This is a genomic window from Streptomyces sp. x-19 (genome assembly GCF_046549115.1).
GTDB classification, from domain to species: Bacteria; Actinomycetota; Actinomycetes; order Streptomycetales; family Streptomycetaceae; genus Streptomyces; species Streptomyces albulus_C.
In genome coordinates, this window is sequence record NZ_JAJPWK010000002.1 from 319,031 (window position 1) to 345,667 (window position 26,637).

General features: G+C 70.7%; 41 protein-coding genes and 1 pseudogene. 9 read left to right on the forward strand and 33 right to left on the reverse strand.

The annotated features are described in order from the left end of the window. Positions 1-30: 30 nt before the first annotated feature. From ACLJT4_RS05760 to ACLJT4_RS05895, 28 genes are all read right to left on the reverse strand, one after another. On the reverse strand, positions 31-207 hold the full coding sequence (locus ACLJT4_RS05760) for a helix-turn-helix transcriptional regulator (protein WP_411121685.1): 177 nt from the start codon (positions 205-207) through the stop codon (positions 31-33). Between the two features lie 191 nt (positions 208-398). Next, positions 399-1,646: a DUF3631 domain-containing protein gene (locus ACLJT4_RS05765; RefSeq protein ID WP_411121271.1), complete on the reverse strand. Its 1,248-nt coding sequence runs from the start codon at positions 1,644-1,646 to the stop codon at positions 399-401. Next, positions 1,643-1,963, reverse strand: coding sequence for a hypothetical protein (locus tag ACLJT4_RS05770; protein WP_411121272.1), 321 nt, complete (start codon positions 1,961-1,963; stop codon positions 1,643-1,645). The genes ACLJT4_RS05765 and ACLJT4_RS05770 overlap by 4 nt, the downstream gene beginning before the upstream one ends. Further along, a complete protein-coding gene (locus tag ACLJT4_RS05775) occupies positions 1,960-2,835 on the reverse strand; it encodes a DNA primase (RefSeq protein WP_411121273.1) in 876 nt (291 codons plus the stop codon). The genes ACLJT4_RS05770 and ACLJT4_RS05775 overlap by 4 nt, the downstream gene beginning before the upstream one ends. Before the next feature lie 86 nt (positions 2,836-2,921). Then, positions 2,922-3,440: a hypothetical protein gene (locus ACLJT4_RS05780; RefSeq protein ID WP_411121274.1), complete on the reverse strand. Its 519-nt coding sequence runs from the start codon at positions 3,438-3,440 to the stop codon at positions 2,922-2,924. A gap of 34 nt (positions 3,441-3,474) precedes the next feature. Continuing rightward, the gene (gene ssb, locus ACLJT4_RS05785; RefSeq protein ID WP_411121275.1) at positions 3,475-3,954 is read right to left on the reverse strand and encodes a single-stranded DNA-binding protein; all 480 of its coding nucleotides are present in this window, start codon (positions 3,952-3,954) and stop codon (positions 3,475-3,477) included. An 11-nt stretch (positions 3,955-3,965) separates the two neighbouring features. Next, positions 3,966-4,412: a DUF6292 family protein gene (locus tag ACLJT4_RS05790; RefSeq protein WP_411121276.1), complete on the reverse strand. Its 447-nt coding sequence runs from the start codon at positions 4,410-4,412 to the stop codon at positions 3,966-3,968. 27 nt (positions 4,413-4,439) lie between these two features. After that, positions 4,440-4,781, reverse strand: coding sequence for a hypothetical protein (locus ACLJT4_RS05795; protein ID WP_411121277.1), 342 nt, complete (start codon positions 4,779-4,781; stop codon positions 4,440-4,442). A 350-nt stretch (positions 4,782-5,131) separates the two neighbouring features. After that, positions 5,132-7,390 (reverse strand): hypothetical protein, encoded by a 2,259-nt coding sequence (locus ACLJT4_RS05800; RefSeq protein ID WP_411121278.1) that lies wholly within the window; start codon positions 7,388-7,390, stop codon positions 5,132-5,134. Positions 7,391-7,473: 83 nt separating this feature from the next. After that, positions 7,474-7,980, reverse strand: coding sequence for a hypothetical protein (locus ACLJT4_RS05805; RefSeq protein ID WP_411121279.1), 507 nt, complete (start codon positions 7,978-7,980; stop codon positions 7,474-7,476). Position 7,981: 1 nt separating this feature from the next. Further along, complete coding sequence (locus ACLJT4_RS05810) at positions 7,982-8,719, reverse strand: hypothetical protein (protein WP_411121280.1); 738 nt, start codon at positions 8,717-8,719, stop codon at positions 7,982-7,984. Beyond that, on the reverse strand, positions 8,712-8,981 hold the full coding sequence (locus tag ACLJT4_RS05815; protein ID WP_411121281.1) for a hypothetical protein: 270 nt from the start codon (positions 8,979-8,981) through the stop codon (positions 8,712-8,714). The genes ACLJT4_RS05810 and ACLJT4_RS05815 overlap by 8 nt, the downstream gene beginning before the upstream one ends. A 57-nt stretch (positions 8,982-9,038) precedes the next feature. Further along, positions 9,039-9,311, reverse strand: a complete 273-nt coding sequence (locus ACLJT4_RS05820) for a hypothetical protein (protein ID WP_411121282.1) — start codon at positions 9,309-9,311, stop codon at positions 9,039-9,041. Further along, positions 9,308-9,508 (reverse strand): hypothetical protein, encoded by a 201-nt coding sequence (locus ACLJT4_RS05825; RefSeq protein WP_411121283.1) that lies wholly within the window; start codon positions 9,506-9,508, stop codon positions 9,308-9,310. The genes ACLJT4_RS05820 and ACLJT4_RS05825 overlap by 4 nt, the downstream gene beginning before the upstream one ends. Then, on the reverse strand, positions 9,508-9,654 hold the full coding sequence (locus ACLJT4_RS05830) for a hypothetical protein (protein WP_411121284.1): 147 nt from the start codon (positions 9,652-9,654) through the stop codon (positions 9,508-9,510). Before ACLJT4_RS05830 ends, ACLJT4_RS05825 begins: the two co-directional genes overlap by 1 nt. A gap of 157 nt (positions 9,655-9,811) precedes the next feature. Continuing rightward, a complete protein-coding gene (locus ACLJT4_RS05835) occupies positions 9,812-10,060 on the reverse strand; it encodes a hypothetical protein (RefSeq protein WP_411121285.1) in 249 nt (82 codons plus the stop codon). A 31-nt stretch (positions 10,061-10,091) separates the two neighbouring features. Next, positions 10,092-10,406 carry a hypothetical protein gene (locus ACLJT4_RS05840; protein ID WP_411121286.1) on the reverse strand — a complete coding sequence of 105 codons (315 nt, stop codon included), beginning with the start codon at positions 10,404-10,406 and terminating at the stop codon, positions 10,092-10,094. A gap of 12 nt (positions 10,407-10,418) precedes the next feature. Beyond that, on the reverse strand, positions 10,419-10,790 hold the full coding sequence (locus ACLJT4_RS05845; RefSeq protein ID WP_411121287.1) for an RRQRL motif-containing zinc-binding protein: 372 nt from the start codon (positions 10,788-10,790) through the stop codon (positions 10,419-10,421). Position 10,791: 1 nt separating this feature from the next. Then, a complete protein-coding gene (locus tag ACLJT4_RS05850) occupies positions 10,792-11,028 on the reverse strand; it encodes a hypothetical protein (protein WP_411121288.1) in 237 nt (78 codons plus the stop codon). A 231-nt stretch (positions 11,029-11,259) separates the two neighbouring features. Beyond that, a complete protein-coding gene (locus ACLJT4_RS05855) occupies positions 11,260-12,420 on the reverse strand; it encodes a hypothetical protein (protein WP_411121289.1) in 1,161 nt (386 codons plus the stop codon). Continuing rightward, positions 12,420-12,746: a hypothetical protein gene (locus tag ACLJT4_RS05860; RefSeq protein ID WP_411121290.1), complete on the reverse strand. Its 327-nt coding sequence runs from the start codon at positions 12,744-12,746 to the stop codon at positions 12,420-12,422. The genes ACLJT4_RS05855 and ACLJT4_RS05860 overlap by 1 nt, the downstream gene beginning before the upstream one ends. Further along, a complete protein-coding gene (locus tag ACLJT4_RS05865) occupies positions 12,743-13,096 on the reverse strand; it encodes a hypothetical protein (protein ID WP_411121291.1) in 354 nt (117 codons plus the stop codon). The genes ACLJT4_RS05860 and ACLJT4_RS05865 overlap by 4 nt, the downstream gene beginning before the upstream one ends. 113 nt (positions 13,097-13,209) lie before the next feature. Further along, positions 13,210-13,593, reverse strand: coding sequence for an ATPase (locus tag ACLJT4_RS05870; RefSeq protein WP_411121292.1), 384 nt, complete (start codon positions 13,591-13,593; stop codon positions 13,210-13,212). 81 nt (positions 13,594-13,674) lie between these two features. Next, positions 13,675-13,848 (reverse strand): hypothetical protein, encoded by a 174-nt coding sequence (locus ACLJT4_RS05875; protein ID WP_411121293.1) that lies wholly within the window; start codon positions 13,846-13,848, stop codon positions 13,675-13,677. After that, entirely contained in the window at positions 13,848-14,039 is a 192-nt protein-coding gene (locus ACLJT4_RS05880) for a hypothetical protein (protein WP_411121295.1), read from the reverse strand. Before ACLJT4_RS05880 ends, ACLJT4_RS05875 begins: the two co-directional genes overlap by 1 nt. Before the next feature lie 97 nt (positions 14,040-14,136). Then, on the reverse strand, positions 14,137-14,268 hold the full coding sequence (locus ACLJT4_RS05885; RefSeq protein ID WP_411121296.1) for a hypothetical protein: 132 nt from the start codon (positions 14,266-14,268) through the stop codon (positions 14,137-14,139). Continuing rightward, complete coding sequence (locus ACLJT4_RS05890; protein WP_411121297.1) at positions 14,265-14,393, reverse strand: hypothetical protein; 129 nt, start codon at positions 14,391-14,393, stop codon at positions 14,265-14,267. The genes ACLJT4_RS05885 and ACLJT4_RS05890 overlap by 4 nt, the downstream gene beginning before the upstream one ends. Positions 14,394-14,543: 150 nt before the next feature. Next, positions 14,544-15,302 carry a hypothetical protein gene (locus ACLJT4_RS05895; RefSeq protein WP_411121298.1) on the reverse strand — a complete coding sequence of 253 codons (759 nt, stop codon included), beginning with the start codon at positions 15,300-15,302 and terminating at the stop codon, positions 14,544-14,546. A gap of 440 nt (positions 15,303-15,742) precedes the next feature. On the opposite strand from ACLJT4_RS05895, the gene ACLJT4_RS05900 reads away from it, so the two are divergent. The 4 genes from ACLJT4_RS05900 (at position 15,743) to ACLJT4_RS05915 (ending at position 18,740) form a co-directional block, all read left to right on the forward strand. Beyond that, positions 15,743-16,093 (forward strand): winged helix-turn-helix domain-containing protein, encoded by a 351-nt coding sequence (locus ACLJT4_RS05900; protein WP_411121686.1) that lies wholly within the window; start codon positions 15,743-15,745, stop codon positions 16,091-16,093. 204 nt (positions 16,094-16,297) lie between these two features. Further along, positions 16,298-17,308: an AAA family ATPase gene (locus ACLJT4_RS05905; RefSeq protein WP_411121299.1), complete on the forward strand. Its 1,011-nt coding sequence runs from the start codon at positions 16,298-16,300 to the stop codon at positions 17,306-17,308. Continuing rightward, entirely contained in the window at positions 17,305-17,892 is a 588-nt protein-coding gene (locus ACLJT4_RS05910; protein ID WP_411121300.1) for a guanylate kinase, read from the forward strand. The genes ACLJT4_RS05905 and ACLJT4_RS05910 overlap by 4 nt, the downstream gene beginning before the upstream one ends. Beyond that, entirely contained in the window at positions 17,889-18,740 is an 852-nt protein-coding gene (locus ACLJT4_RS05915; protein WP_411121301.1) for a DUF1932 domain-containing protein, read from the forward strand. Before ACLJT4_RS05910 ends, ACLJT4_RS05915 begins: the two co-directional genes overlap by 4 nt. 19 nt (positions 18,741-18,759) lie before the next feature. Here ACLJT4_RS05915 and ACLJT4_RS05920 read toward each other — a convergent pair whose 3' ends face one another. From ACLJT4_RS05920 to ACLJT4_RS05935, 4 genes are all read right to left on the reverse strand, one after another. Beyond that, on the reverse strand, positions 18,760-19,005 hold the full coding sequence (locus tag ACLJT4_RS05920) for a hypothetical protein (protein WP_411121302.1): 246 nt from the start codon (positions 19,003-19,005) through the stop codon (positions 18,760-18,762). Then, entirely contained in the window at positions 19,005-19,289 is a 285-nt protein-coding gene (locus ACLJT4_RS05925; RefSeq protein ID WP_411121303.1) for a hypothetical protein, read from the reverse strand. Before ACLJT4_RS05925 ends, ACLJT4_RS05920 begins: the two co-directional genes overlap by 1 nt. A 346-nt stretch (positions 19,290-19,635) precedes the next feature. After that, complete coding sequence (locus ACLJT4_RS05930) at positions 19,636-20,010, reverse strand: hypothetical protein (protein WP_411121304.1); 375 nt, start codon at positions 20,008-20,010, stop codon at positions 19,636-19,638. Positions 20,011-20,101: 91 nt separating this feature from the next. Next, positions 20,102-20,620, reverse strand: a complete 519-nt coding sequence (locus ACLJT4_RS05935; RefSeq protein WP_411121305.1) for a MarR family winged helix-turn-helix transcriptional regulator — start codon at positions 20,618-20,620, stop codon at positions 20,102-20,104. 41 nt (positions 20,621-20,661) lie between these two features. Between ACLJT4_RS05935 and ACLJT4_RS05940 the strand changes: the two genes are divergently transcribed. Both ACLJT4_RS05940 and ACLJT4_RS05945 read left to right on the forward strand, forming a co-directional pair. Beyond that, entirely contained in the window at positions 20,662-21,594 is a 933-nt protein-coding gene (locus tag ACLJT4_RS05940; protein WP_411121306.1) for a DMT family transporter, read from the forward strand. Positions 21,595-21,630: 36 nt separating this feature from the next. Next, positions 21,631-22,394, forward strand: a pseudogene (locus ACLJT4_RS05945) (class I SAM-dependent methyltransferase). Positions 22,395-22,434: 40 nt separating this feature from the next. On the opposite strand, the gene ACLJT4_RS05950 reads toward ACLJT4_RS05945, so the two are convergent. Next, positions 22,435-23,430, reverse strand: a complete 996-nt coding sequence (locus ACLJT4_RS05950; protein ID WP_411121307.1) for a bifunctional DNA primase/polymerase — start codon at positions 23,428-23,430, stop codon at positions 22,435-22,437. Between the two features lie 474 nt (positions 23,431-23,904). Here ACLJT4_RS05950 and ACLJT4_RS05955 point away from each other — a divergent pair, with 474 nt between their 5' ends. From ACLJT4_RS05955 to ACLJT4_RS05965, 3 genes are all read left to right on the forward strand, one after another. After that, entirely contained in the window at positions 23,905-24,210 is a 306-nt protein-coding gene (locus ACLJT4_RS05955) for a hypothetical protein (RefSeq protein WP_016572123.1), read from the forward strand. Between the two features lie 183 nt (positions 24,211-24,393). Further along, positions 24,394-25,602: an acyl-CoA dehydrogenase family protein gene (locus ACLJT4_RS05960; protein WP_411121308.1), complete on the forward strand. Its 1,209-nt coding sequence runs from the start codon at positions 24,394-24,396 to the stop codon at positions 25,600-25,602. Next, positions 25,599-26,636 carry a bifunctional MaoC family dehydratase N-terminal/OB-fold nucleic acid binding domain-containing protein gene (locus tag ACLJT4_RS05965; protein ID WP_411121309.1) on the forward strand — a complete coding sequence of 346 codons (1,038 nt, stop codon included), beginning with the start codon at positions 25,599-25,601 and terminating at the stop codon, positions 26,634-26,636. Before ACLJT4_RS05960 ends, ACLJT4_RS05965 begins: the two co-directional genes overlap by 4 nt. The last annotated feature ends 1 nt before the right edge of the window (position 26,637 follow it).

The window sequence follows — 26,637 nt, forward strand, 5'->3', positions numbered from 1 at the left end:
CCGGTGCGTCGTCCGGGCCCACCACAGAGGTCAAGCCGCGGGCTGCTCTTCCTGGCCGGACAGCCAGGCGTCGAGGTCAGCGCGACGGATACGGATCTGGTGATTCGGGAGCTTGACGATCCGGGGAGCCAGGCCGCGGGCCCGCATGCGGTAGAAGGCGGCGCGGGACATGTCGAGTTCTGCGAGAACCTCGGTGAGCCTGAGCATCTTGGAGCTGGGCACAGTGACGTCTCCTTTTGGGCAACGGCCGGGGGCTTCCCGCCCCCTTCTGGAAATCCGCAACATCCGCCACGCCGCAACACCGCAGGTCAGTGGGGGTAAATCTGTGGCGGATCTGTTTCTGTTGCGGATAGGTGCCGCCAGGCGGGGGCCTGGCGGCACCTTCGGGGTGGGGTTGGTCAGCCGACGCTGCGGAGGGTTCGTGTGTCGGTTTCCGCGAACATGTGGCGGCTCCCGGAAGGGGTTTCCGCCACAGGTCCACCCTCGTTGACCTGCGGTGTTGCGGCTGTTGCGGATGTTGCGGACTTTCGGGGGTCCGGGGGGCAGTAGCGGTTCCAGGCGTCCCGGAGGTCGTCGGCGTAGTAGCCCTTGGGCGTGGTGCTGCCGACCCGGATGCCCTTGGGCTTGATCGGGGTGTCGTCGGGCTTGGTGTACTGGCTCAGGAGCTTGGACAGCCGACGGGCGGTGAGAGGTTTGACGCTCTGACCGTCCTCGCTCATGTCGTCCCACGGGGAGTCATCGAGCTGGAGGAGGACTTCGAGGATGGCGGCGGTGGGCATCCGGTCCACGCCGCAGAACACGCGGTCGCGCAGGTCGGTCAGCAGTCGCACCCCCAAGGATGCTTCGTCGCCGACGCTGGAGGCCTTGATCAGGGCCAGGCAGGCGGCGCGTCCCCGCTCGGGCCAGTGCCCGCCGGCCGCGTCCGCGACCGCGAGCAGCGGTTCCCACACGTCGGCCGGCCGGTCCACGACCCCTTCGGGCATCTCGGGCCAGGCTTCGGCGATCTGATCGTGCAGGGGGGCACACCATTCCGCGAGGCGGTCGCGCAGGGCGTGGCCCTGCTTCTCGTGGATGCGGCGCCGGTAGGGCTCGCAGGTCTCGTTGGGGGCCTTCTTGCGCATGCGGATGATGATCGAGCGGGTCAGGATCGTGTCCGGCAGCGACCCGAGTCCGGCCATCGCGACGGCGCAGAACGAGGGGAGGAACGCTGCCTTCTGGTCGGTGCCGTCGCCGATGCAGCGCAGCGACTTGGCGCCGCGCCGGTATCCGGAGTTGAGGAACCCGCGGACCTCTTCGTTCCCGCCGGCTTTCGGTCCGAAGACGGTGTCGATCTCGTCGAACAGGAGCGTTGGGGTGCCCTCCTCGGCGGAGACGAGGCGGAACAGGGCGTTGGCGGAGGCGTTGACTGTGGTCGCCGCACGGGGAGTGAGGGTCTCCACGATCTCCAGAGCGCGGGACTTGCCCGAGCCCGGCTCCGGGGAGAGGAAGGCCAGGCGGGCGGTGCCGTCCAGGGCGTCCATCAGGTGGGCGTGGGCGTCCCACAGAGCGACAGCGACGTAGGCGTGCTCGGTGGGGAAGACGTTGAAGCGGCGGTGGAATTGCTCGACTTCGTCCAGGAGGGCGGCGCCGTCGATGGGGTCGGTCATGAGGCTTTCCTTGTCTCGTGGGCGGCGGGGTGGCGCCAGGTGCAGGTGTCGCGGTGGGCCTGGTGCTCGGTGATCAGGGCGAGCACCTTGGTGTGGCCGATGGCGCTGGCGTTCCGGCCGCAGAGGCACGTGGAGGTGGCGGTGGGGACGGCGCCGCGGGGTGCGGTGATATGCAGCCAGGCGACGGGGTAGCGTCCGTCGCCGGTCGGGTGCGGGTCAGAGCTTTGAAAGGACGCCCTTCGGGCGACGTCCTTTGAGCCGCCACCGCCAGACGACGGCCGACCGGTGGTGGCGGACTGCGGCGCGTTGGTGGTCATGCTGCTTTCCCGGCGCTGTGGAGGCCGCGGGTGACGGCGCGCCGGGCGTAGGGGGCGGGGACGCCGACGGAGACGGCCGCGTCGACGATGTCCTGGCCGAGGGCTTCCAGGCCGCAGGGTCCGGGGCAGTCGGCGTGCTGGGTGGCCAGGAAGGACGCGACTGCGTATGCCTTCGACCCGGCCCCGGACTCGGAGCAGCTGCGGACCATGGCGAGTCCGCGGTCGAGGCCGGTCAGGACGTAGCGCTCGGTGTGGCGGCAGCCGGTGGCGACGGTGTGGTCCCAGGTGGCGCGCTGGGGGGTGGAAGAGACCACGCCGCGCCGGGCGGGGGTGGTCTCTTCCTTCATGACCAGGGCGCGGACGGCCGGTGGCAGGTCGGTCGGGGTGCCGGTGCCGAGTCCGAGCCAGCGGGCGTAGGTCATGCGGGACTTGATGTCCACGCCGGGGCGCACCTTGTTCGCGGACTGCATCGTGCCGCGGTAGATCCAGTGTTCCCCGCGGGTCGTTTGCACGGTGCGGGTGGTCGGGAGGTTCTCGCGGGCCCAGGTGACTGCTGCGGCGTTGTCGAGGTCCACGACGGTCACCCCGGCGCCTGCCGGGTGGTAGGCCACGGCGACCGCGGCCCGCCATGCCGATACCCAGTCCGGGGATGTGAGCACGAAGCGGTCGGTGGTGGCAGCGGCCCAGGCGTGGCACGGCCGCGGGCAGCGGCACGGGCCGGCGGCCTTCATGTGGGGCCGGTCGCCGCAGGCGCTCTGCTCGCAGGCGGGGCAGTTCGCGAAGGGGCGCTTACCGCGCCTCAGCGGGAGCACTGGCACGTCGGCCGCGGCCAGGGCCAGGGCGGTGTGCCAAATCGGGGTGGGTTGGGTCATGCTGGTGACCTCCGAAGGTCTGTTGTGGACTGGAGACCAGGGCGGCCCGGTTCTTTGGCGAGATGCGCGGGCCGCCCTGGGCGTAGTTAGAGCAGCGGGGCGGTGCTCATGGCGTCGTCCCAGGTGAGGGCCATGGCATCGGGGCCCATGCGTTTGCCGGCGATGGCGTGCGCGTCCTCGTGCGCGGTGTCACGGACCGCGTCGCAGATCAGCCGGCCGTCGTCGGTGAGCGTCCAGCCGTCGCTGCCGCCGGCGAGGGTGATGTAGTCGATGGCCTCGTCGGGGGTGTCGAGGTGGGGCGTGAATCCGTCGACGTCCGTGCTGCCGCCGCACAGGGAGCACACCGGGACGTAGCAGCTGACACTGCGCGTCAGCGGTGCACGGTTGCCCGAGGCTGCGGGGCGGGTGGTGCTGCAGTCGACGGTTTCTTTCTCGTCGTGGACGAGGTTCCACCTGCGGGTGTCTCGGTTCCACTCGATGTGCTCGTCGCCGAGGGGGTTGGCGATGTGGCCGTCGGGTTCGATGTGGATCGGGATGCCGGCGTCGAGGAGGGCATTGAGGCCGTCGACGGCCTGCTGCCAGGCCGTCCGAGTGTTCCTTGGCATTGATGCTCCTGTGCGGTGAGGCGTGCTGGGTGGGTTAGAACGGCGGCGCGTCAGCAGCCGGGCCGTTGGAGGCAGCGCCGTCTGCAGCCGGGCGGTTGGCGGACGCCGCGTCCCAGGGGTCGGCGCCGGCTCCGGCCGGGGCGGAGCGCTGTGTGCGCTGCACGGTGGCGGTGGCGAACTGCAGGGAGGGGCCGATGTCGTCGACTTCGACGGCGAGCATTGAACGGTTCTCGCCCTCCGGGGTCTGCCAGTTGTGCTGGCGGATGCGGCCGGAGAGGACGACGCGGGAGCCCTTGGTGAGGCTGTCGGCGATGTGCTCGGCCAACTGGCGCCACGCCGCACAGCGGAAGAACGCGGCCGTGCCGTCCGTCCACTGCCCGGCTTCCTTGTCGTAGGTGCGCGGGGTGGAGGCGACGGTGAACTTCACCAGTGCGGCACCGTTGTTGGTGAACTTCAGCTCGGGGTCGGCGGTGAGGTTGCCGATGATGGTGATCGGGGTTTCGCCCATGGCCATGGGGTTTCTCCTTAGCTGTGGTTGTCGGTGTTCTTGGCGTACTGGGCAAGCTCGGCCTCGAAGCCGTCGTCGTCCTCGGTGTCGCGGTACCGGCCGTACGGGCCGCCTTGGGGACTGGGGATCTTCGCGATGACGGTGCGGGCCTCGGTGACCATCTCTTCGGGGGTGGGCAGCACTCCGCAGAAGAGGTCGACGACCCAGTCCAGGCCGTTTTGCGATACGGAGTCGGCGTCGCCCCAGCCGACCATCCATCCCCTGTCCTCCCGCCACAGCAGATTGACCTCGGTGTCGTCGCTGTAGGCAGGGGTGGTGATGGTCCGGTCGAACTCGATGTAGGCGTCGCGGGGGTCGTTGTCGTCGGCGTTCCAGTCGGCGACGGTCAGGCCGGCCGCGTCGAGGGCCTCGGCAACCGCCTCGATGTACGGGACGTGCGAGATGTACGGGGTGGACTCACTCACGTGGTGCTCCTTGTGGTGGTTGTGGTGTCAGGGCTGGAGGGCGGTGGTGGTGCACCACAGCGCGGCTGCTGCGGTGGCGGTGAGGGTGAGCCAGGACAGGGCCTCGGCCCATAGGCGTCGGCCCATGCCGTCGGGGTCGCGCAGGTCGGCGTAGGCGTCGGCGATGCGGGCCTGTATGGCGGTGAGGAGGTCGAGTTCGGCGTACCAGCGGCCGCGGCGGTCGACTTCGCCGTCGTGCTCGCCGTCGGGGTAGTGGCCGCCGTGGAGGGCGGCGCGGTGGCCGTCGCTTTCGGCCTTCAGCTCGGCGCGGGTCCAGCAGACGGGGCTGGTGGTGCGGCACACGGGGCAGCGGTAGAGGTACCGGCGCATGGGGTCGCTTCTTTCCGGTGGGTACGGGCCGGCTCTCAGCGCAGATCCACGGAGGACCGGAAGGAGCCGGTGTGACGGTGAGTAGTCGCTGTGGCTAGCAGCGGTGCGTCCTGGACGGCGGCTAGAGCGGGCCGGAGCGCGTGGGGCGGCCGAAGCTCTTAGAAGCGCCGTGTGGCGGCGTAGGGGGCCGTTTCCCCCGCGGGGCCGCTCTTCCCGCTCGATCGCTGGTCAGAGCTGCGGCAGACCCGCTCGTGGGGCGCTCGCAGGGCGCTCGATACCCGCTCGGTGGGTTGGGCCCCGAGTGGGCATCGAGCGGGTGCAGAGCGCCCCACGAGCGGGGGTCGAGCGGGTCAGTCGGCGCCGTTTGCGGTGTCGAGGGCGTCTTGGAGTGCGGAGCGTTTGTAACCCTTCGCGTTCTTCTGGCCGTCGACGGCGCCGATGCTGACGGCGTTGCCGCAGTCGGCTTTGCGCAGCAGGGCGCCGAGTTTGGTCTTGTCGATGCCCTCGAATTCGCCGTCCGCGCCGATGGCTTCGGCAAGGGTTTCGACGCGGGCGCGGTCGGTGCCCAGCTCGTCGAGGGCGGCGAGGCAGGCGTGGACGGCGCGGATGTGGCGGGGTTCGGTGATGCGGGGTTGTCCGGCGGCGTCGCCGGTGAGGGTGCCGGCTTGCTCGCGCATCTGGCGGGCGCGCTGGCAGACGTTGGCGAAGTCGGGCAGGCTCAGGAAGTCGGCGCTGAGGATTTCCCAGCGGTGGCCGGTGGCTGCGACGACGACGCCGACGTGGTCTTCGGTGAGGACCGAGGCGTCGGCTCCGGCGTCGGAGGCGAGGTCGCCCAGGCTCATGCGGCTGGAACGGGAGTCCAGGCAGCGCACGGAGACACGCACGCCGAAGAGGTCGCGGAATCCGGTGGGGACTTCTTCGCCGTCGGGGCGTTGGGTGCCGACGACGAGGAAGACGCCGGCGGCCGGTCCGGCCCGCAGCAGGTTCTTGAGCTTCTCCAGGGCGCGTTCGCGGCGCTTGGGCGGCAGGGCGAGGAGGTAGAGCTGGAGTTCGTCGATGACGGCCAGCAGGACGGGCAGGTTGTGGGTGCGGGCGAGGTCGGGGGTCAGGCGCCCGTCGGGGACCAGCTGCGCGTCGACGGTCTTGAGGTCGGCGTAGCGGGTGTTCATGTCGTCGACGAGTTCCTCCAGGAGGTCCTCGAAGGCGCTCAGGCCAGCGTCGTCGGTGCCTTCGGTGAAGCGGTGTGCGACGGGTTCGGCATCCCGCCAGTCCGTGCCGCCCTTGCCGTTGGCCAAGTACAGCCGCACCCCCGGGTCGAGCAGTCCGGCGGCGACGTCCAGGCGCATCGCGGCGGTTTTGCCGAAGCGCATGATCCCTGAGTAGAAGTGGCTGGTGAAGCCGCCGGCGAACTCGGTGGGGATGGTTCGGGCTTCGGCGAGGACGGTCTGGCCGAGGGGGGTGCCGGCCCAAAAGTCCCAGCTCTGGGCGGTGGCAAGCGGGCTGGTGGCGTGGCCGACGGCCAGGTAGGGGTCCTCCACGGCCTCCCACATGTGCATCCGGCGCCCGTGCCCGCCTTCGGCGGCCGGTAGTTCTCGGATGATCAGTTGCATGGGTGGGATGCCGAGTTCACCGGCGAGGACTTCGGTCTTGGCGATGACGTCCTTGACCAGCTTCCCGCCGCCCTTGGGCAGGTCGGCGACGAGCGTGTAGCCGTTGCCGACGCTGTAGTCCGGCCCGTCGAGGACCTCGACGCTCTTGGCCCCGTTGAGCAGACCGGCTGCCGTCAGGGCGGCGTTGAGACGGATCACCTCCTCCGGCAGCACCTCGACCTCCACCTCCGTCGCCGTAGCGCCGGTGTTGTCGTCTGTGGTCTTGGCCGGCCGTTCCAGTTCTCGGGGACCGACCAGTTCGGCGGGCAGGGCGCGCGGGGCCAGGGCCAGCGGGTGACGCCCCAGCCACCAAGCGGCCCCGGCAAGCACCGGCACGGCCACCAGGCCCGCGACCGGTGCGGCGAGCGCGACAGCGAGGGCCGCGGACCCTGCCGGCAGGAGTACGCCGGTGAACCGGCCCAGGGCGCGGACGGTGCGGTAGCGGCGGATCTGCTCGCGGGTGGGTTGGGCGGTGGTGATGTCGAAGGGGATCTGTGCCAGGGCGGCGCCGGCGGTGCGGCGAAGCTTCAGTTCGGTGCCGAGGTCTTTGAGGCGGCGTCCTTCCTCGGTGGTCAGGCCGAAGTCGACGGCTTCGCGGGTGAGTTTGTGGGCCTTCTTGCCCAGGCGGTTGATGTCGGCGGTGACGCCTTCGCGCTGTTCGAGGTAGGTGTCGAGGTGCCGTTTGACGAGGCGGCGCCGGATCTCCTCGTCGGACATGTAGGCGAGGGTCGTCCAGTGCGAGGTGGCTGCCCAGGCGTGACGCAGCCCCGGCAGGGTCCCGCCGGCGACGAGCCGCAGGACGCCGGCCGCGTACCGAGCGGCGCGCGCGGCGCCGGGGCCGTGGCTGGTGGGCTTGTCGGTGTGGTCTTTCCGGGGGCCGGGGTCTTTGTCGTCGAGGATCTCGGCCCATACGTATTCGCCCTCGTAGGGGGCGAGTTGGGTGCTGTGGTCGGTGCTCATGTGCCTTCCTCCATCGGCGGTCCGGGCTGAGGCGGCCCACCACACCCCGTTTGTGGGGTGTGGGGGACCGTCTCAGCCCGGAGCTAGCCGCCGAAGGCCCACAGGCCGACGTTGTTGGCGGCCAGGACGGCGCCGGCGACGAAGTAGCCGGTGAAGCCCAGGCCGGTGCCGTAGCAGATGCCGACACCGAGGCCGATGATCATTTCCTTGAGGTCCTTGGCGCGGCCCTTGGCGGCGAAGAGCTTCACGCCGTACCAGGCGATCCCGCACAGCCCCACCAGGGCTCCCCCGGCGGAGACCGGGGTAATGGCGGTCTTGGGAGCGCGCGGGGTGACCGCGGCCCCGGACACGCCGTGCACGGCGGCCTCTCCGCCTGCGTTCATACCGTGGCGCAGGGCGCCGGCGATCTCGCCGAGGATGCCGCCGGAGTTGACGGTGACCAGCAGGATGAACAGGCCGACGAGGATCACGGTGGATTTGGCCCGCAGCCACCGGAACTTGAATCCGGCGACGATCACGACGGTGCCGATGGCGGCGAAGGCGAGGGTGCCGAACCCCGCGTTGGCGCCGGGGTTGTCGAAGAGGTTCATGTCAGACGGCTCCCGTCAGGCGGTAGACAACGAAGCGCCAGGTGGCGGTGGCCAGTCCGCAGATCACGGCCCAGATGGCGGGGCGGGTGACGATCCAGCCCAACCGCGAAGAGAGGAAGCGCCAGCAGGCGCGTCCGATGAGCTGGGTGACGCTGATGGCGGCCTTGCACAGGCCACCAATGCCGGGGACGAACTGGCCGACGAACACCGGCATCGCGACGCCGAGGGCCATCCCGGCGGGGACGAAGACGGCGCTGATGCTGTGGGTGCGCAGGGCGTCCGCGACCCACATGGTCGCGGTGTGCTCGCCGAGCGGGACCGCGGTCGCGACTGCGATGCACAGCAGATTGCGCTTGATCTGCAACCGCTCCCAGTCGACCCGGTTCCCCTCCGAGTCCCACACGGCGCCGCGTTCGATGAGCGCGGTGGCCAGGTCCGTCCAGCCGAAGCCGAACGCCCCGCTGATCGCGGCCTCGACGCCCCGCGAAGCGACCGCGGTGACATCGAACCTGCGTGCCGCGGGCTCCTCGACGAAGCCGTCGGCACCGGGCGCTGGAGCGGGGGTGTGGGTTGGTGGGGCCGGGGGCGGGGTGCTGCCGGTGATGGGGCACACGACGTAGGTGTCGGCGGCGAGCGCGCAGCCCTCACGGATCGGGCACCCCGCGCAGCAGCCCCCCTCGGGCCGGCCGAGCGGCCAGCTCGTCTCCTGCTTGGTGAAGGAGCCCGGGGGTTCAGCCATCGCGGGCCTCCCTCGGCAAGGCCGTGGGCCGGCCGTCGATGAGGATCTGCAGCAGGGCCTGGACGTTGCGCTCGTCGCCGTCCGGCCCGCCCTCGTGCAGCCGGGCCCGCGGGGCAGGGCCGGGCGTCGGCTCGACCCGGTGCCGGGCGGCGGCGGGGTGGTGGCCGGGGAGGTAGAGGCGGGTGACGACAGTGGTGCGGTCGGCAAGGCGCCGCAGATGACGCAGGCGACGCGAGCGACGCATCACGCAGAAAGAGAGCACGACACACTCCAAGGGTGGGCAGCCCGCACCACGAGGTGCGGGCTGCAACAGGTGAGGTCAGGTGCGCAGGCGGGCCCGGGCCCGGGAGCGCAGGCCCGGCATCGGGATGCGGAAACCGCACGTCGCGGCGAGCGGGCAGCGCTCGCACACCTGGGCTGCTTGTTCGCGGAGGCCGGTGGGGGCGCGGCTGCTGCCGGCGGCGTCGAACAGCGTCGCCTTCGACTCCTGCCAGCACGCCGCCACACCGTGAAGGCTGCTGCGGACGGTGCGGACCGCCGACAGCGTGCGCTGCTCCTCACGGGCCAGTTCGGTCTTCAGGTCCCGGCTCATCCGCCCCACCGGCCCCAGCGGTCCTGGCGGCGCCGCTCGGCGTCCTCCCAAGCCTGTCCCTGGCGGTCCGCGGCGCGCGCGTTGCGGTGGTGGGCCTCGCGCCGCTTGCGCGACGCCTTCTCAGAGGCCGACTCCCGGCCGCTGTAGGTGGTCTCGGCCATCGTGCGGTCGTTGCCGAACAGCCCGAACAGCGCCATCACCGGTCCCCCTTCTTGCTCTTGGGGGTGCCGGGAACCGGCTTGGGCTCAGGCTTGAACCAGCCGCCGCGCGACGCCTGGTACGTCGTCTCATGCTGCGGGTCGGGTCGGCTTCCGGGCGCGATGGAGATACGGCGCAATGCCATGCTGGTACAGCTCCTTGTCACAGGGAGAGACCGGACGGCTGGCAGGCCCTGGAAAGCAGCCAGCCGCGGTCGTAGAAAGGCCGTGCTCTCGGCCAGGCCCTGGAAAGCGGGCCGGGAGCACGGCGTCTACTTTTCGGCTCAGGTCATGCGGTCGCGGTCATTCCTCTTCCAGGTTGAGGCAGTCGGGGATCTCGCCGTCGCGCAGGGCGGCGGCGATCTCGCGGTACTCGTGGGCGTTGCTGCGCGCGATGGCGGCGCAGCGGGAGGCGACGCCCTGGGTGTAGGTGCTGACGTTCGGGTCCTTGGCGTCCTGTTCGCCGGACCGTGCAGCGGCGTCGGAGCGTCGGGCTGCGGCCTCGAAGCCGGCAGCTTCCTCGTTTAGACGGGCCTGGGAGAAGAAGGACATGAGGAAACTCCTGGTCGAACGGGCGAGGGGATTAGGAGCGGTAGAGGTGGGTGGGGTGCTCGGCGGCGGTCTCCTGCCAGCGGCGGTTCTCCGCGGCGTCGGCGTGCCGGACGCGGACCGTGAAGTCGCAGGCCGGGTCCGGGCACCGGTACGTCGTCGAGGCGAACGCCTTGATGAGGAGGTCCACGACCCACACGGTCGTGGCGAGGCAGGCCAGCGCGCACGAGGCGATCAGCGACAGCGGCACGTCGTAGGCGGCCAGTCGGGTGCCGATGGCGACGGCGGTGGCCACCCCGAGCACGACGGCGCCGGTCGCGACGAGGCGCGAGACGGTCTGGCGGGACATCACGGTCTCCGTTCAGGCGGCGAGCGCGGGGGACTCCGCGCAGGTCAGGCAGATGCCGAGTGATGTGGGGAGGCTGTAGCCCGCATCCCGCCGGCAGCAGGAGCACCACCGGCGGGCAGCCAGGGCCTTCGCCACGGCGGACCATCGGGCCGGGGTCATCGGCCGGACCGGCAGCGCCAGGTCGAGGCGGTAGAGGTAGGCGGCCCGCACCCCGCGGCGCCGGGAGCGCCACAGGATCTGTGCGGCGACGCGCTGGCCGCCCGGCCGCAGTCCGCGGGCGCGGAGCTGTCGGCGGGTGGCCAGCCCGTCAGGGGCGAGGTGGTAGGGGTAGGTGGGGATGCCGTAGCGGGCTCCGTCCGGGTCCCAGAACTGGGGACCGGGCATATCAGGGGCGACCGGGGCGAGGCATGGCCCGGCACTTCTCGGCGTGGTCCTGGGCCCAAGAACGGGCAACAGAGAGCCATCGCGACACGTAGCCGCTGCCGCTGAACGTCTGCTGGCAGCCCCCGCAGGAACCGGACGCGTCGTACTTGCTGCCGGTCAGGTCGACAGTTGCGCCGCCGGCGGTGAGGTAGCGGGCGATGACGCCCTCGGGCCAGGTGGACTGGGTACTGGTGGACATGGGCTTCTCCTGGGCGTTGTCAGGTGTGGGTGTGTGAACTCGGCTGCTGGTGTGTCGGGTTGGGCAGCGCTCGCCGGGTCTGCTGGCGGGTCTGCTCACCGGTCGCGGGCATGGCCGCGAGGTCGGGTCACTCACCGGCTGCTCGCCGGGTCTGCGGTGCCTGTCGACTTCCGGCAGTCGCAGCAACGGCCAGCCCGCACAGGTGGGCTGGCCGTCACTGGTGGTGCCGGACTACTGGTCCTTCTCGGTCTCGCCGACCTCGACGTCTCGGGCCGTGTCGGCTTCCTCGTGGGACATCAACGCGCCCCACGCCTTGCGCACGCGCTGCTCGCTGCCGACGTACCCGGCGTCACGGAAGTCCGTCCCGGCCTGGCGGTAGGACAGCGGCGGATCGTCGCGGTAGCGCAGGTGCCGCAGCACCACCTCAAGCTGCTCATCGGTCAGCCGCTCCCCCGGCACCGGCGTGGACACGCCCGCCACCGCCGCGAGTTCCTCCAGCGTCGCGACCGTGACGTCCGGCCGGTCCTCCGTCACGGGGGGCGTCACGGGTGTCACGGTCGGCGCCGCACCCGTGACGGCGAGCAGCTCCGAGGGCGCGTCCGGCGCGCTGACCTGCATGCCTTCAGCGTCACGGTCACCCGTGGAGGCGCCCTCCAATGCGGGTGGTGCGCTCGCGGTGGTGAGGCTCGGCGTCACGGGCTCGGCCGTGGGCGTCACGGTTTCCGTCACGGGTGCGACGGGCGCCGTGACGGTGAACATGTCGGCGATGGCGGCATCGGCGCCTTCCGTGACGCGCTCACGCTGGACGTCCAGCAGCCGTGACGCCAGCGCGGTGTCGCCGGCGCCGACCTTCTGCGCCAGCTTCCAGGACTTGCGCTCCGACTCGCCCCGAAGCCTCTCGTCGGGGTGGTTCGCAGCGCGGGCACGGTGATACGCCAGCGCCTGGACCACCGTGGCGGCCTTGCGGTCGGCCTCGATGTCCCGGCCGTCCTGGTGGACCACAATGCGCCGGGCCAGGAAGGCCATGCCCTCTGCTGCCACGCACATGCCCATCGGGGTGATCGCGTAGATCACCGTGCGGCTGGAATCCGGCGCGGCCATGGCCGCCATCGCCGACGCCGCGGCCGGCAGCGCCCACAACCCGGCGCGGACGACGAGCGGGGAGGTCTGACCCAGCATGGTCAACCCCAGCAGAACCAGGGCCAACACGGCGGTGGCGCCCTCGCCGGCGGCCACAGCGCCCAGCGCGGTGCCCTTGCCGTACGCACGGCTGACGTTGCTGAACGTCCCGACACCACCGGCAATCCCGGTGGCGAGCATCGGGACGAACGCCGCTCCCAGCACCCAGCGTTGGGTCGTGGACAGCGGACGGCGCGAAGGAACGCTGTGCATCAGGCCACCGCCTTCGGGAACTCGACCTGGCGGTAGTTGCAGCTGTAGCCGATCAGGCGCAAGCGGACGCCGGCGAAGTCGACGTCGGCTTCCAGTGTCCGCGTGTCCTTGTCCAACTCGTCATGTGTGACCGCCTCGGGCGGAATCGCCAGGGCTTCCCGCCACGCTTCGAAGACGTCGAAACCGTCGTGGCAGGACAGCTCCAACCGACCGGGGTAGATCCGGGAGATCCCCAGGTTCACGGCGGGAAGGTCGGCGAAGTCCGCGGCCAGCAGGCGCAGCGCCCGCATCGGCGCCGCGAGGTCGGACATGGTCAACGCGCTCATGCCGCCTCCCCCATCCCAGAGGTGTCGTCGATGGGGCGGCGGGTGTGCAGCGGCAGGACCGCGGCGAGAGCGTCGTCGTGGCCACGACGGAAGGGACCGCGGCCGGTGCGGTGCAGGGCCGCCAGCCGGCCGATCCGGTCGTCGCGCAGCGCGGTGGCGGCGGTGTGCAGGCTGAGGTCGTAGAGGCCGGGGTCGTCGGCGAGGATGTCGCGGGCCGCGTCCAGACGGGCCGCGCGCTCCTGCTCGCTCTCGTTGTCCTCGCCGAGCCACAGATCCAGCGGGGTGCCCAGGGCGAGTTCGAGGTAGTCGGTGTCGGTCAGGGCCTGGTGGCGGCCGATGAACGTCTTCATCACAGATGCTCCGAAGTTGGGTGTGCGCAGGGCGCCCGCCGGCTATACGGCCGGCGGGCGCCCTGCGAGAAGTCGGTAGAGGAAGCCGTCGGCTCCTCGGCGTGGTGGACCGTTCAGCGCTGGACGACGGGGCGGTGCAGGTCCCGGTGCGTGACCGTGACCTCGTGGCCCGCCAGGCGCAGCAGATTGGCCAGCGTCAGAGCGACGGTCGGGGCGCGGTGGCGACCTCCGGCGCAGCCGGAGGCGACGGTCACGACCCCGGCACTCGGGCCGGCGGCGAATGCGGCGACGGCCATGGAGGCGGCCGCGACCAGGTCGGTGACGCCCGCGGTGTCCAGGACGGCGGCGCGGACCGGCTCGTCCTCGGCGGTCATGTACCGCAGTTCGGGTGAGATGTGCGGGTCGCGGAAGTGGTGGCGCAGGTCGAGCGTGAGGTCCGCCGGCGGCGGTGCGTCGTGCAGGTAGCCGAACGAGACGATCTCTACAGCAGCAGTCATGAGGTTCCTTGGAGGCGAAGCGGCCCTTCCGCGCCCCGCCCGAGGGCCCGGAGGCCAGCGGGCGGGGAGGGCAGGCGGTGGTCAGTGACGGAGGCCGTGCTTGCAGGACGCGCACGGCCAGCGGCGCGTCCCGTAGATGCGGATCGGCTGCACGTTCAGGCCGGCGGCACGGGCTTCGGTCATGCCGCGCGCGCAGTCGCCCAGCCAGCCGAACCCGTCGGCGTCGGTGATCTTGTAACCCTTGCGCGACTTCATCAGCGGTATCCCTTTCGGCGGAACTCGGTGTGGATGTCGAGGACGTGGTGGCCCGCGCTGTACGCGCTGACGGCGGCGCCGGCCGCCGCGGCGAGCAGAGCGCGGGCCACGGGGTGACGTACGCCGTGACGAGCCAGGGCCCGCATCGCCGCGTAGTGGGTGATGCGGGCCCTGGCTATCGGGCTGGTCACGGCCGGGGCTACAGGGAGCCGCCGGGTTCGCGCTGGGGCAGCGACGGCAACTCGTCGGTGGTGTCGGGAGCGCGGTCGTGCTGCGGTTCGGGCTCGCTCACCGAGCCTCACTCCGCAGCGTCGCGGCCTGCTGCCGGGCGGTTTCGGCTGCCTCGGCGGCCTGCCGCGCCGACTCGATCCGCTGCTGGGCGAGCGCGTCGGCCGCCTGCTGCTCGGCGATGTCGCTCACCGGTAACCACCCCCGGCCTGCTGCGCGTCGGTCTGCCGGGCGCGGCGGAGGAACTCGTCGGTCTGGCTCGGGTGTTCGCGTTCGTCCGGCGAGGTCGCGGGCGAGGGTGCGAAGATGTGCGTCAACACAGGTGTGCCTCTCGCTAGGTGTGCCTGTGGCGGGCCCCGGGGATTACGGCCCCTGGGCCCGCGCCTACTTGGCGCTCGGTGCGAGCAGCCACGGCCGCCCACCTGCTTATGCAGGTGGGCGGCCGTGGTCGTTCGTGCTGCGAGGTTCTACAGGCGCCACCACAGCGTCTCGGCCAGCTCGGTGATGCGCAGGTCGAGCTTCGCCCGGGCGAAGCGGTCGAGCTGGCCGTTGAGTTGCCGGAGCGTGGCGGCGAGTTCGTCACCGATCCGCTGGATCGCAGCGGCCTGCGTGGCCGGAGTGACCGCCGCCCACTGCTGCGCCTTCGACTTGGTCCGGAGCCGCTTGGCTTCCTCCTGGCGCTTCAGTCGGGCGTAGGCGGTGGCGAGGTGGGTGCCGGTCGCGCAGCTCGTGCGGCTGGTGGTGCAGGCCGAGCAGTGCTTGCGGTGGGCACCGTAGGTCGCGAGCGCCTCATCGGCGGTGGGCCGGTGGGGCTGGTTGATCCGGTGGACCGGCGTGGCCGGGGCCGGCAACGGCTTGTGGAACTGGCGGGCAGAGCGCCGGGACGCGGCGTCCCGCACCATGCCGTCCATCGCCACGCGCCAGTCCTCCACGCTCACGTCGAGCACCAACCGGCGGTTGGTGCTCCTGCAGCGCGGAGCGTTGGGGCCTGGGTAGCGGCCGTGAGGGACGAGCTTCGGGAGCTGAAGGCCGGTGATCGGGCACCAGGTCCGGCAGTCGGGGCAGCGCAGGTGCTCCCGGCCGGGCTCCAGGTCGAGTTCCTGGGCGGGAAGGGCGCTGGCCTCAAGGGCGGGGAGGTGGGAGATGTTCTTGGTGCGGGTGCGCCGCAGGCGCTCCCCCTCGGTGCGAGTGCGGGAAGGGCCCTGGCGGGTGACAGCAGCAGGCATGAGGACTCCTCGGCTAACGATGAGCGGGGCGGGTGTGCTCTCCGCCTGACAGGCACACCCGAGGCATCCCGGAGTCCTGGCAAGCGGACAGCGCATCAGCGATGTCCATGCACAACAGCCGTCGCCGGCCGGGGGATTTGATGGTGCTATCAACCCCAACCGCTGCATGTAAGCAGCGACAACTGCTGTCGTTCTGTGGTGCAAACCGAGGACCCGTTTTACGGGCTCTCCGGGGCTATCGGCGCGAATCCATGCAGGTCAGGCAGGGCCTTGCGTGGGCTTCGTGCACTCCCGGAGCGTCTCGGCTCTGTCTCAGAGTGCACTGTGAGGCAGAGTGCGTCAAGTCTCTCGGCTCACTTCCAGGTCAGAGTGAGGTAGCCCTGCGCGTAGCGCTTGGGCACTATGGGGCAGAGAGATGCGACGCGAGCATTGGGGTGCAGATGGTTGAGTGGTCCGGCAAGCCCGCCTACCAGCAGGTGGCGGACGAGCTGCGTAACCGGATTAGAGCCGGGGAGTTCACCGACGCCGGCCGCTTGCCGTCGCTGTCCCAGCTTCAGGCGGAGTTCAAGGTCTCCGTCACGGTGGCTCGTGAAGCGGTGCGGCAGCTCAAGGCGGACGGTCTCGTTGTCAGCCACCAGGGGAAGGCGGCCTTCCTGACGCCGGACGCTGCAAGGCTGGCTGGCCGTGCGCCGGCGGGCAATGACGTCGCCCAGCTGAGGCAGGAACTCATGCTGCTTCGCACCGAGGTGGGCGAGCTGCGTGGGCGTGTCGCCAAGCTCGAAGGCAGCTGATGTAGACGTGTGGTGCATGACACCCTCCTGAATCGGACGTGGTGTCAGTTCACCGCTTGGGCCCGAGAATCGGTATCACGAGGCCCTAGCCTTTTCGGCTCAAAGGTTTTTACACATCCGCTTACACATTCACTATCACGGTTTTTCAAGGGGTATCTCGGGGCGCTACACTCGCGGCTCCGAGTGGCTATCTAGGAGGGGCAGATGGCTCGGCGGAATCCAGATTGGAAGCCGGAATTTCTCAAGCAGCGCCGTGAGAGTCACGGACTTACGCTGGAGGAAACGGGGGAACGGCTTCGGGAGATCGCGCAGCGGCATAGCTTCAATATTGCTGCGAATTTTCAGACGATCTGGGGTCATGAGAGCGGCTCTATCTACCCTGGCCCGCATTACCGCCGGGCTTACTCGCTTCTCTATGACCGGAACGAGGCCGAACTAGGCTTCCGCCGTGCCCTCCCCGGAGAGGATGCGCGGGTGGAATCCGTCCCAAGCCCGCAGAGCAAGGGGCTCCCCGACCCGTCGAAGGCGATCGCGGAAGCGCTCGATGTCATTCGCCCTGGAAGTGACGACGTCGATGACGCGGCGCTGCGTGAACGCGTCATCGACGCGTGGCGGTGCCGCACGGCCGGTGGCGACACGACTACTCCCACCGTCGTCCTCGTGGGAGGGTTCGCAGGATCGGGGAAATCCGAGTTCGCCAAGTTCCTTGGAACTCTCACGGGATGGCCGATCCTCGACAAGGATTCGATTACTCGGCCGCTTGTGGACCAGCTTCTCGTCGCTCTCGGAGGGGAATCTCACGACAGGAGTTCTGCGCTCTACAGGGAAAAGGTTCGGCCGCTGGAGTATCGCTGCCTTCTGGAGGCGGCGTGGGATAACCTCAACTGCGGAATCTCGACAATCCTCGATGCACCATTCGTCGCAGAATTCTCTCAGGCTGACTGGATGCTGCGTTTCTATAATCGATGCCGCTCAAAGCGTGTGGCGGTCGCCACCATATGGGTACAGTGCGATCCTGAATCGATGCGCGAGTACATCGAATTCCGAGGTGCGCCTCGGGATGCCTGGAAAATGGATGCCTGGGACGAGTACCTTGCCACCCTTGACCTGGAGATGAAGCCCCAGGGGCCTCACTTCATCGTCGACAACCGGCTGGGCGGCGCCGTGGCCATGGCAGACCAGGCAAGGGACACTCTGAGCGGAGGTGGGCTGTGAGCCCGGCCGGCATCATCCTGTATGGCCCCCCGGGTGCCGGGAAGGACACGGTTGCCGCAGAACTGACGCAACTCCGTGGTGAGTTCGCGCTGTTCGAGCGTCTCAAGGCTGGGCCTGGGCGGACAACTGGGTACCGCCTAACCAGCCGTGAGCACATTGCAAGGCTCGTCGAAGCCGGAGAGGTGCTGTACAGAAATAGCCGCTACAACGCCGAGTATGCGATCGACCGGCCAGGTCTCGCCGAAGTCGTGATTTCCGGGCGGATCCCGGTTCTGCATATGGGCCAAGTTGTCGGTGCCCGTGCTGTGGAGACTTTCCCGCTGCGTTGGCTCAAAGTCCTTCTGTGGTGCCCCAGGGAGGTCACGGAAGACCGGTGCATCCAGCGTGGCGACAAGGACGTGGAGGCGCGCCTCAAGGTCTGGGACGAGACGCGCGAAGACCTGCTGGCTAATGCAACAGAGCCTTGGTCCCTGGTGATCGAGACGCACCACTGCTCGGCTGCAGAGACGGCGAAAGCCATCACCGAGGCGTTGGAAGACAATCCCGCCGCGGTTGTGCGCGACATTCCGGGGTTGGTGTCATGACGACGGTAGGCATTTTGCACCCCGGCAGCATGGGCACGGCTGTGGCTGCTCAGGCAAGGGGGAACGGATCGGAGGTGATCTGGTGCCCTGAGGGCCGCAGCACTGCCACCAGAGGGCGCGCTTCCGCGGCCGGGTTCACCGTGGCTCGCGACCTTTCAGAGCTGGTGAGGCGTTGCGACGTCATCGTGTCTCTCTGCCCGCCGGCGAATGCCGAGTCCGTCGCCGTGCTGGTGGGCGCGGAAAGCTTCCACGGGATCTACGTCGAGGCCAACGCCGTGTCGCCGGCAACTATGGCCATCATCAAGGCGTCCGCGCTCGGCAAGGCTGCCCAACTGGTTGACGGCTCGGTTGTCGGATCTCCTCCATCAGCCTCGAAGACCGCACGGCTCTACCTGTCGGGTCCCGATGAAGCCGTGGGTACAGTGGCCGCTCTCTTCTCCGGCACGGCCGTGGATCCTCGAAAGCTCGATGGTGGCATTGGGAAAGCCTCGGCGCTGAAGCTCGCGTACAGCAGCTATCAGAAGGTCAGCCGGGTTCTGGCTGCGGTGGCGCACGGCGTCGCGCGTGACTGGGACGTGCAGGACGAACTCCTGGACATCGCGCAAGGCCGGTCCACCAGCTATTTGGCGGAGCCGGCCTACATCCCGAAGGTGGCTGCACGGTCATGGCGCTGGGGCCCGGAGCTGCGCGAAGCTGCTTCAACCATCAGCGAGCTGGGACTTCCCGATGACCTGGTGGAGGCTGCCGCCTCCATCATGGAGCGCTGGGCGAGAGCAAAAGATCGACCATTGGAGATCTCCGAGGCGTTGGACCTCTTGCGGGCCGTGGACGAGTCGTCCGCCCCCTGACGTGCCCGCTTAGCCCCGCTTAGCCCACGAAGCTCAGCTGCAGCACCGTGATGGTCTTAGTGATCTCCCCGACTAGGAGCACTGCGATCGCGTGGTCAGTAGTGAGGGTACGGACGATGCCGTCGTCTTCGCCGTAGGGTTCGGTCGCTTCGATGGGATCGTTGCACGCTGCGGCAAGGGCGGAGGACAACTGCGCGCTGGCGTCCAGAGGCATCGCGTCGTGCACTGCCTCTGCGTCGGCGCCGTACTTTAACCGGAACAGCATCAGGCAACCCCACGCGAGCGAGCTGTCGCGGCTTCTGCTCGGATGCGGTCCGTCACGTCGATCCATTCACCCGGCACATTGCCGGTCTCGGCCTCGATGCGCGCCAGCTCTCGTCCGCGCTCGGCCGCTGCGGCCATGCCGGCCGCGATGGCTTGCCACTTTGCGAACACCGTCACGATCTCGTGCACCGATGCCCGGTTGATCTCACTGAGGAACCGCTGCTTCGCGGATGGGCTGCCGAGTGCCTCGCAGATAGATTCGATGGTCCAGGTCTGGTCACTCACGGCCCGAGCCTCCCGCGATCGTCGCGTTCCTTCCGGCCTACGGTACGCGTGGGCCCTCGTCCGCGTCAGCCTGTCTTCATGCTCCGCCTGCTGAGCCGAGGCTTGATCGATTCCCTTTCGATCAAGCCCTGTGGACCATCTGTGGACCAAGGGCGCGGATTCTGTCGCTCGATGGACGGTTCTAGCAGGTCTTCGCGCTGCTGCGTATCTGAACGTGCCTTGTCTTGAAAACTGTCGTGGCGGCAACGCCACCGTGGGTTCAAATCCCACAGCCTCCGCACGGAAGAAGGCCCCTGACCTGGGAAGAGTGGTCGGGGGTCTTCGGCGTTCCTGGGGGCGGGTGGGGTTATTCGCCGAGGGCCTGGCGTTCTTCGGCGTCTTCCTCCTGGGCGTGGAGGTGTTTGAGGGCGGAGCGGGCGGCGGGGGTGTCGTCGCAGGTGGACCAGAAGGCGTGGGTGACGACGCTTTCGGCGAGGGCGAGTTGGCGGGTGCGCAACTCGGCGACCTGGTCCTGCTCTTCGTCGGACCAGCCCGGTGAGTCCTGGCGGGCGGTCTCGTGGAAGTGGCCGTTCTCCTTGGTGTGCGTCCAGCCGGGGAGGGGGTCGATCGACCACGGCAGGCGCTTGTAGAGGTCCGCGAGGGCGGACTGGACCTGATGCAGCTCCAGCTGTGCTTCCCGTAGGTCCTGGGGGAAGTCGTAGGTCTTCTGCTTGTCAGCCACGGGGCAAGGATACCGCTCACCCGTTCGATTCTGCGGAGGTGGCGCGGGTGCCGTGGGGGGATTCACCTGGTTGGCGGGTGGCGGGCGCGGCTTACTGGCGCGGGGGTTCGACGCGGCTCAGCCAGGTGGCGAGGAGGGCTTCCAGGTGGGTGGCCTCTTCGGGGGTGAGGGCGTCGAGGAGGGCGCGCTCGTTGTGCATGTGGTCGGTGAAGGCCCGGTCGAAGAGGTCGCGGCCGGCGTCGGTCAGGGCGATCACGCGGCCGCGGCCGTCGGCGGTGGAGCGGCGGCGGGTGACCAGGCCGTCGCGTTCGAGGCGGTCGATCCGCTTGGTCATCGCGCCGGTGGTGACCATCGTGTGCGCGGCCAGCTCGCCGGGGGCCCGCTCGTAGGGTGCTCCGGCGCGGCGCAGGGCGGCCAGGACGTCGAACTCGCCCTCGCTGAGCCCGTATCGGCGGTAGACGAGGCAGAGCCGGTCGGTGAGGAGTGTGCCGAGGCGGTGCAGGCGGCCGATGACGCCTTGCGGGCGGACGTCGAGGTCGGGGCGTTCGCGGGCCCATTCGGCCTGGATGCGGGAGACGTGGTCGGGGGTGGCTGGCGGGATTTCGGGCATGGGGGGAGCGTATAGCTTCCTCGGAAGGTACTTTAGCTTCCATGGAAGGTAATTTGCGGTGGGGCGTGGTCACGGCCGTTGCGCCGGTGGCCTGGGGAGCCAACTACTACGTGACGCACGAGTTCCTGCCCGACGGCCATCCGCTGTACGGGGCGGCGATCCGGGCGCTGCCCGCCGGTCTGCTGCTGCTGGCGGTGGGGCGGCGGCTGCCGCGCGGGGCGTGGTGGTGGCGGTCGGTGGTGCTCGGCGTGCTCAACATGGGCGGGTTCTTCGCGCTGGTCTACGTGGCGGCGCAGCGGTTGCCGACGAGTCTGGCCTCGGTGGTGATGGCGCTGTCGCCGCTGGCCATGGCGTTGATCGCGTGGGGGCTGCTGGGCGAGCGGCCGCGGGCCGGGCATCTGGTCGGGGCGGCGGTGGGGGCCGGCGGGGTCGGACTGATGCTGCTGACGGCGACGACGGTGGTGGATCCGGTGGGGGTGCTGGCGTCGGTCGGGGCCATGGCGATGTCGTCGCTGGGCTACGTGCTGGCCAAGCGGTGGAGCGCGGGGGGTGACGGCGCCGAGGTGGACGTACTGGCATCCACGGCCTGGCAGTTGGTGGCGGGCGGGCTGTTGTTGCTGCCGTTCGCGGTGGTGGTGGAGGGTGCGCCGCCGGTCCTCGACGGGCGGGCGGTGCTGGGTTTCGGCTATGTGACGGTGGTGGCGACGGCGGTGGCGTTCGCCGCCTGGTTCGCCGGGTTGCGGCGGCTGCCGGCCGCGACGGTGGGGTTGATCGGACTGCTCAATCCGGCGACCGGGGTGTTGTTGGGGACGGCGCTTTCCGGGGAGGCGCTCGGCGGGCGGGAAGCGTGCGGATTGGTGTTGGTGCTGTGCGGGGTGTTCCTGGGGCGGCCCGGCGGCAAAGGGGAAAAGGCCGGGGCGGCGGTAAAGGGGCGGGGAATACGGGGCCGGGTGGGGGTCGGCGAACGGAAATAGCTGGCGGGGGCGGCGGAGGGCGGTGAGGGTGGGGGCATGGAGCGTTCTTTTGAGGAATGGGTGGCGGAGGCCGCCGAGGTGTCGGTGGCCGGCTGGGACTTTTCCTGGCTGGACGGGCGGGCCACCGAGCAACGGCCTTCGTGGGGCTACCAGCGGTTGCTGGCCGAGCGGCTGGCGGGGGCGTCGGCGGCGCTGGACGTGCAGACCGGGGGCGGTGAGGTGCTGGCCGGCGCGGGGGCGTTCCGCCGGTCATGGTGGCCACGGAAGCCTGGCCGCCGAACGTCGCCGAGGCCACCGCGCGGCTGCACCCGCTGGGCGCGGTGGTGGTGGTCGACGAGGACGAGCCGCCGTTGCCGTTCGGGGACGCGGCGTTCGACCTGGTGACCAGCCGGCATCCGGTGACGGTGTGGTGGAAGGAAATCGCCCGGGTGTTGCGGCCGGGCGGTACGTATTTCTCCCAACAGGTCGGTCCGGCCAGTGTGTTCGAAGTGGTGGAGTATTTCCTGGGGCCGCAGCCGGCGGAAGTGCGGCGCGCCCGCCACCCCGAGGACGCGCGGCGGGCGGCGGAAGCGGCGGGATTGGACGTCGTCGATCTGCGGCACGAAAAGCTGCGGACCGAATTCTTCGACATCGGGGCCGTTGTCTACTTCCTGCGGAAGGTGGTGTGGATGGTGCCGGGATTCACCGTCGAGCAATACGAGGAAAAACTGCGGGAGTTGGACCAGTTGATCCGTCGGGAAGGGGCGTTCGTGGCGCACACGACGCGGTTCCTGATCGAGGCGCGCAAGCCGGCCGCGTAGGCGGGCCGGCGGCCCCCGGGGCGGTGCGCGCCGGGGGCGGTCAGCGGCGGGCCGCCGAGGCGACGGTGGTGCGGGCCTCGGTGTCCGCGAGGCCGGTGTGGCGGGCCGCGGCCACCAGGCGCTCGGCGAGTTCCGGTCCGAGCCCCGACTCGTAGGCGCGGCAGGCGGCCCAGAAGAGGCGGGCGTTGCGCTGGCCGCGGGGGGAGACGCGGACGAAGCGCAGGAGGGCGGCGGCGGGCGGCTGGGGCCGGGGGCGCGCGGGCGCGTGCGGGCGGCCGGTGGGTGTGCCGAGTGGGGGATGCAGGAGCGCCAGCAGGCCGGGTGGGGCCGGCGCGGGCCGGCCGGGGGCGTCCGGCGCGAGGACGTACCGGCCGTGCGTGGTGAGGGAGCCGGGGCCGACGAGGTAGCCGCCCGCCCCGCGGACGTCGATGCCCGGGGCGAGCCGGCCGACGGAGTTGGCCACCGGTGGCGCGGGCGGGCCGGAGAACCAGAGGTGCCGGCCGCCGCTGGGGGTCAGGACGGTGACCGTCGCCGGGAGGTGGAAGCCGTGCGCCTCGGCGATGAGGCGGAGGGCGGTGGGGCCGTCGGCGCCGTTCTTGGTGTCGAGGTCGAGGCCGACGAGGTGGTGCGGGGGCCGGCCGCAGGCGATGCCGTAGCCGGTGGCCCACGGGGCGGCGGCGAACATCCGGCGGATCGCGAGCGGATCGGTGGCGGCGTCGTGGACGCCGTGGCCGAGGCGGCCGCAGGTGCCGTGGCAGGGCGGGGCGGCGGGGTCGTCGGCGGCGCCGTGGTCGTGGTGCGGGGACCGCAGTGCGGGGAGTTTGCCGCGGGTCAGCGGGATGACGGGGTGGCCGCGCTCGGCGGCGCGCAGGGCGTGTGCGAGGGCGGTGTGGTGGGCGTCCGCCGGTGTGGCGGGCGGCGGCGTCCGCAGGGGCGGGTGCGGGGTGGGTCGGACGGCGGCGGGGGCCTGCGGGGGGAGCGCGTCCGCCGCCTGGTGTGCGGTGCTCGGTGCGGTATGGCGTCGGGGCGTGGCCATGGCTTTATTTTCGTACGGATGTTCGACGAAGGGAAGGGGGGTGGGGTGGGTGTGCGGCGAAGATCACGTGCGCGCCGGGTCCGTCGGGGCGGGCGCCGGAGGGCGTGCCCCTAGGGGCGACCGGCCTGTAGTGGATCACTGCGGAGGGCGGCGGTGGCGCGGGGGCGTGAGTGGGGGCGTCGGGGTTTACCCGGGGTTCCTCATGCTTGCGGGGGAATCGGCCGTTGGTGGCGGGTTCGGCGGGGGTCGGGTGGGCAATCCTGAGGTCGCGACGTCGAGGCAGGAGCCGCGGTGGTTGGCCAACTACCCGGTGAGTTCATGGAGTTAGCGCTTTACGGACCGGTCGGGACCGGTCGTCCGCAGTGGGGGCCGGGAGGTCGGGACCCCGCCCGGGGGAGGGTCCCGCAGGCCGGGTCCCTTATCGGAACCCTCAGGTCAGAAGCTAGAAGTTTGCCTTCCGTAGGAGGAAGAGACATGGCAAGCACCCGTACCGCCCGTGTCATCGCTGTCGCCCTTGCGCTGCCCTTCGCCGCCGCGCTCTGCGCCGGCGTCGCACAGGCCGACAACGGCGGCTTCGCGAACAACGGGTCGAGCTCGGCCGCCACCAGTCAGACGGGGACCGGCGTCGCCGGCGACAACCACGGCAACTCCACGACCGGCCAGCAGGTGGCCAACGGTCCCGGCGCGTCGAACCAGAACAACACGGCCAGCGTCAACGGTCACGGCTTCACGGTGATCGACCAGGACAACGCCAACGTCGACTTCAACCAGATCTGGTGAGGCGGTCCGCCCCATCCGCGTGGGGCGGTTGATCGGTGGGTGATGCGAGGCGTCGCGCGGCGGGCCAGTGGGCCGCTCTGGGGTTCACCGCGCGGACCTTGACAGCGAACGGGTTTCTGACGGACAGTCAGAAACCCGTTTCGCTCGTTCGTACGGCCATCACCCGAAGGAAGGCCCGCCGACGTGCACCTCGCCCCCACCCCGCGTCAGCAACGACTCCGCGCCGAACTGCGCGCCTACTTCCGCGCCCTGCTGCCGGACGGTCCGGTCGCGGACCCGGCGGAACAGCGCACGGTGCTCCGCCGGATCGGCGCCGACGGCCTGTTGGGCCTGGGCTGGCCGACCGCGTACGGCGGTCAGGGACGCGGCCCCGACGAGCAGTTCGTCTTCTTCGACGAGGCGTACCGCGCGGGCGCCCCGGTCTCGATGGTCACCCTGAACACCGTCGGCCCGACGTTGATGAAGTACGGGACACAAGCCCAGAAGGACTTCTTCCTGCCGCGCATCCTCAAGGGCGAGCTGGTCTTCGCGATCGGCTACACCGAGCCGGAGGCCGGTACGGACCTGGCGTCGCTGCGGACCCGCGCGGTGAAGGCCGGGGAGGCCGGGGAAGCAGGGGAGGGCGGTCCGCCGGGCGGTCCGAAGGGGCCCGACTGGCTGATCGACGGCAGCAAGAGCTTCACCAGCAACGCCCACCAGGCGGACTGGATCTGGCTCGCCTGCCGCACCGACCCGGACGCGCCCCCGCACCGCGGCATCTCGATCGTCCTCGTGCCGACCGACGCGCCCGGCTTCTCCTGGACCCCCATCGAGACCGTCGGCGGGCTGATGACCACCGCCACCTACTACGACGGGGTGCGCGTGCCGTACGGGAACCTCGTCGGCGCGGAGAACGCCGGCTGGGGGCTGATCACCAACCAACTCAACCACGAACGCGTCGCGTTGGCGGCCATCGGCATGCAGGCCGAGGACGCCTACGACGCGGCGCTGGCCCACGCCCGCACACCGGACGCGGAGACCGGGGCGCGCCCCGCCGACCTGCCCTGGGTGCGGTCCCGGCTCGCCGAGGCGCACGCCCGGCTGGCCGCCACCCGGCTGCTCAACTGGCGGCTGGTCGGCGACGTGGGCGCCGGGACGCTCAGCCCCGGCGACGCCAGCGGGGTCAAGTTCGCCGGGACGGAGAGCACGGTCGAGGTCTACCGGATGTGCCAGGAGGTGGTCGGCGACACCGCGCTCGTGCGGGCCGGCTCGCCGGGCGCCCACGGGGACGGCGAGTTGGAGCGGATGAACCGCGCCGCGCAGATCAACACCTTCGGGGGCGGGGTCGGCGAGGTGCAGAGGGAGATCGTGGCCACGATGCGACTGGGCATGCGGAGGGGGCGGCGACGGTGAGCGGGGAGAAGGCGGCTCCGGAGCGGGCGAAGGCGCCGGCGGACGCCGCGTACGAGCGGGTGCTCAAGGCGTTCGAGGGGCGGCCGGCGACGACCGGGGGCACGGGCAAGGACCCGGTCAACGAGCCGATGATCCGGCACTGGTGCGAGGCGATGGGCGACGCCCACCCCGCCTACCGGGGGCCGGACGCCACGGCCCCGCCGACCATGCTCCAGGCGTGGACGATGGGCGGGCTCGCCGGCCACCAGGGCCGCGCCGCCGGCGCCCACGACGCGCTGTTCGCGCTGCTCGACGGCGCGGGCTACACCGCGGTCGTCGCCACCGACTGCGAGCAGGAGTACCTGCGGCCGCTGCGCCCCGGCGACGCGATCAGCTACGACTCGGTGATCGAGTCGGTGTCCGCGCGCAAGACGACCAAGCTGGGCACCGGGCACTTCGTCACCACGCGGACGGACGTCCGGGCGAACGGGGAACTGGCCGGCACGCACCGCTTCCGGATCCTGAAATACGCGCCGGCGGCCCGCCGCGGCCCCACGGAGCGGGGCGCCGACGGCCCGTCCCGGGCGATGCGGCCCCGGCCGGTCGTCAACCGGGACAACGCCGGGTTCTGGGACGGCGTGGCCGCGCACAAACTACTGATCCAGCGCTGCGGCGGCTGCGGCCGGCTGCGCCTGCCCTGGCTGCCCGGCTGCAACGGCTGCTGCGCGGCCGAGTGGGACACGGTCGAGGCAAGCGGCGCGGGGACGGTCTTCTCGTACGTGGTGATGCACCACCCGCCGTTCCCGGCCTTCAGCGCGTCCGAGGGGGCCACCGGCGCGGCGGGGCCGTACGCGGTGGGGCTGATCGAGCTGGCGGAGGGGGTGCGGATGGTCAGCAACGTGGTCGGAGTGCCGTACGACCGGGTGCGGATCGGGATGCCGGTGCGGCTGGAGTTCCTGCGGGTGGACGAGGAGTTGGTGCTCCCCGTCTTCCGGGCCGGGGACGATCCCGCCGCGGGGGCGGACCCGGCGGCGGGCGCGGGCGGGGAGGGCTGAC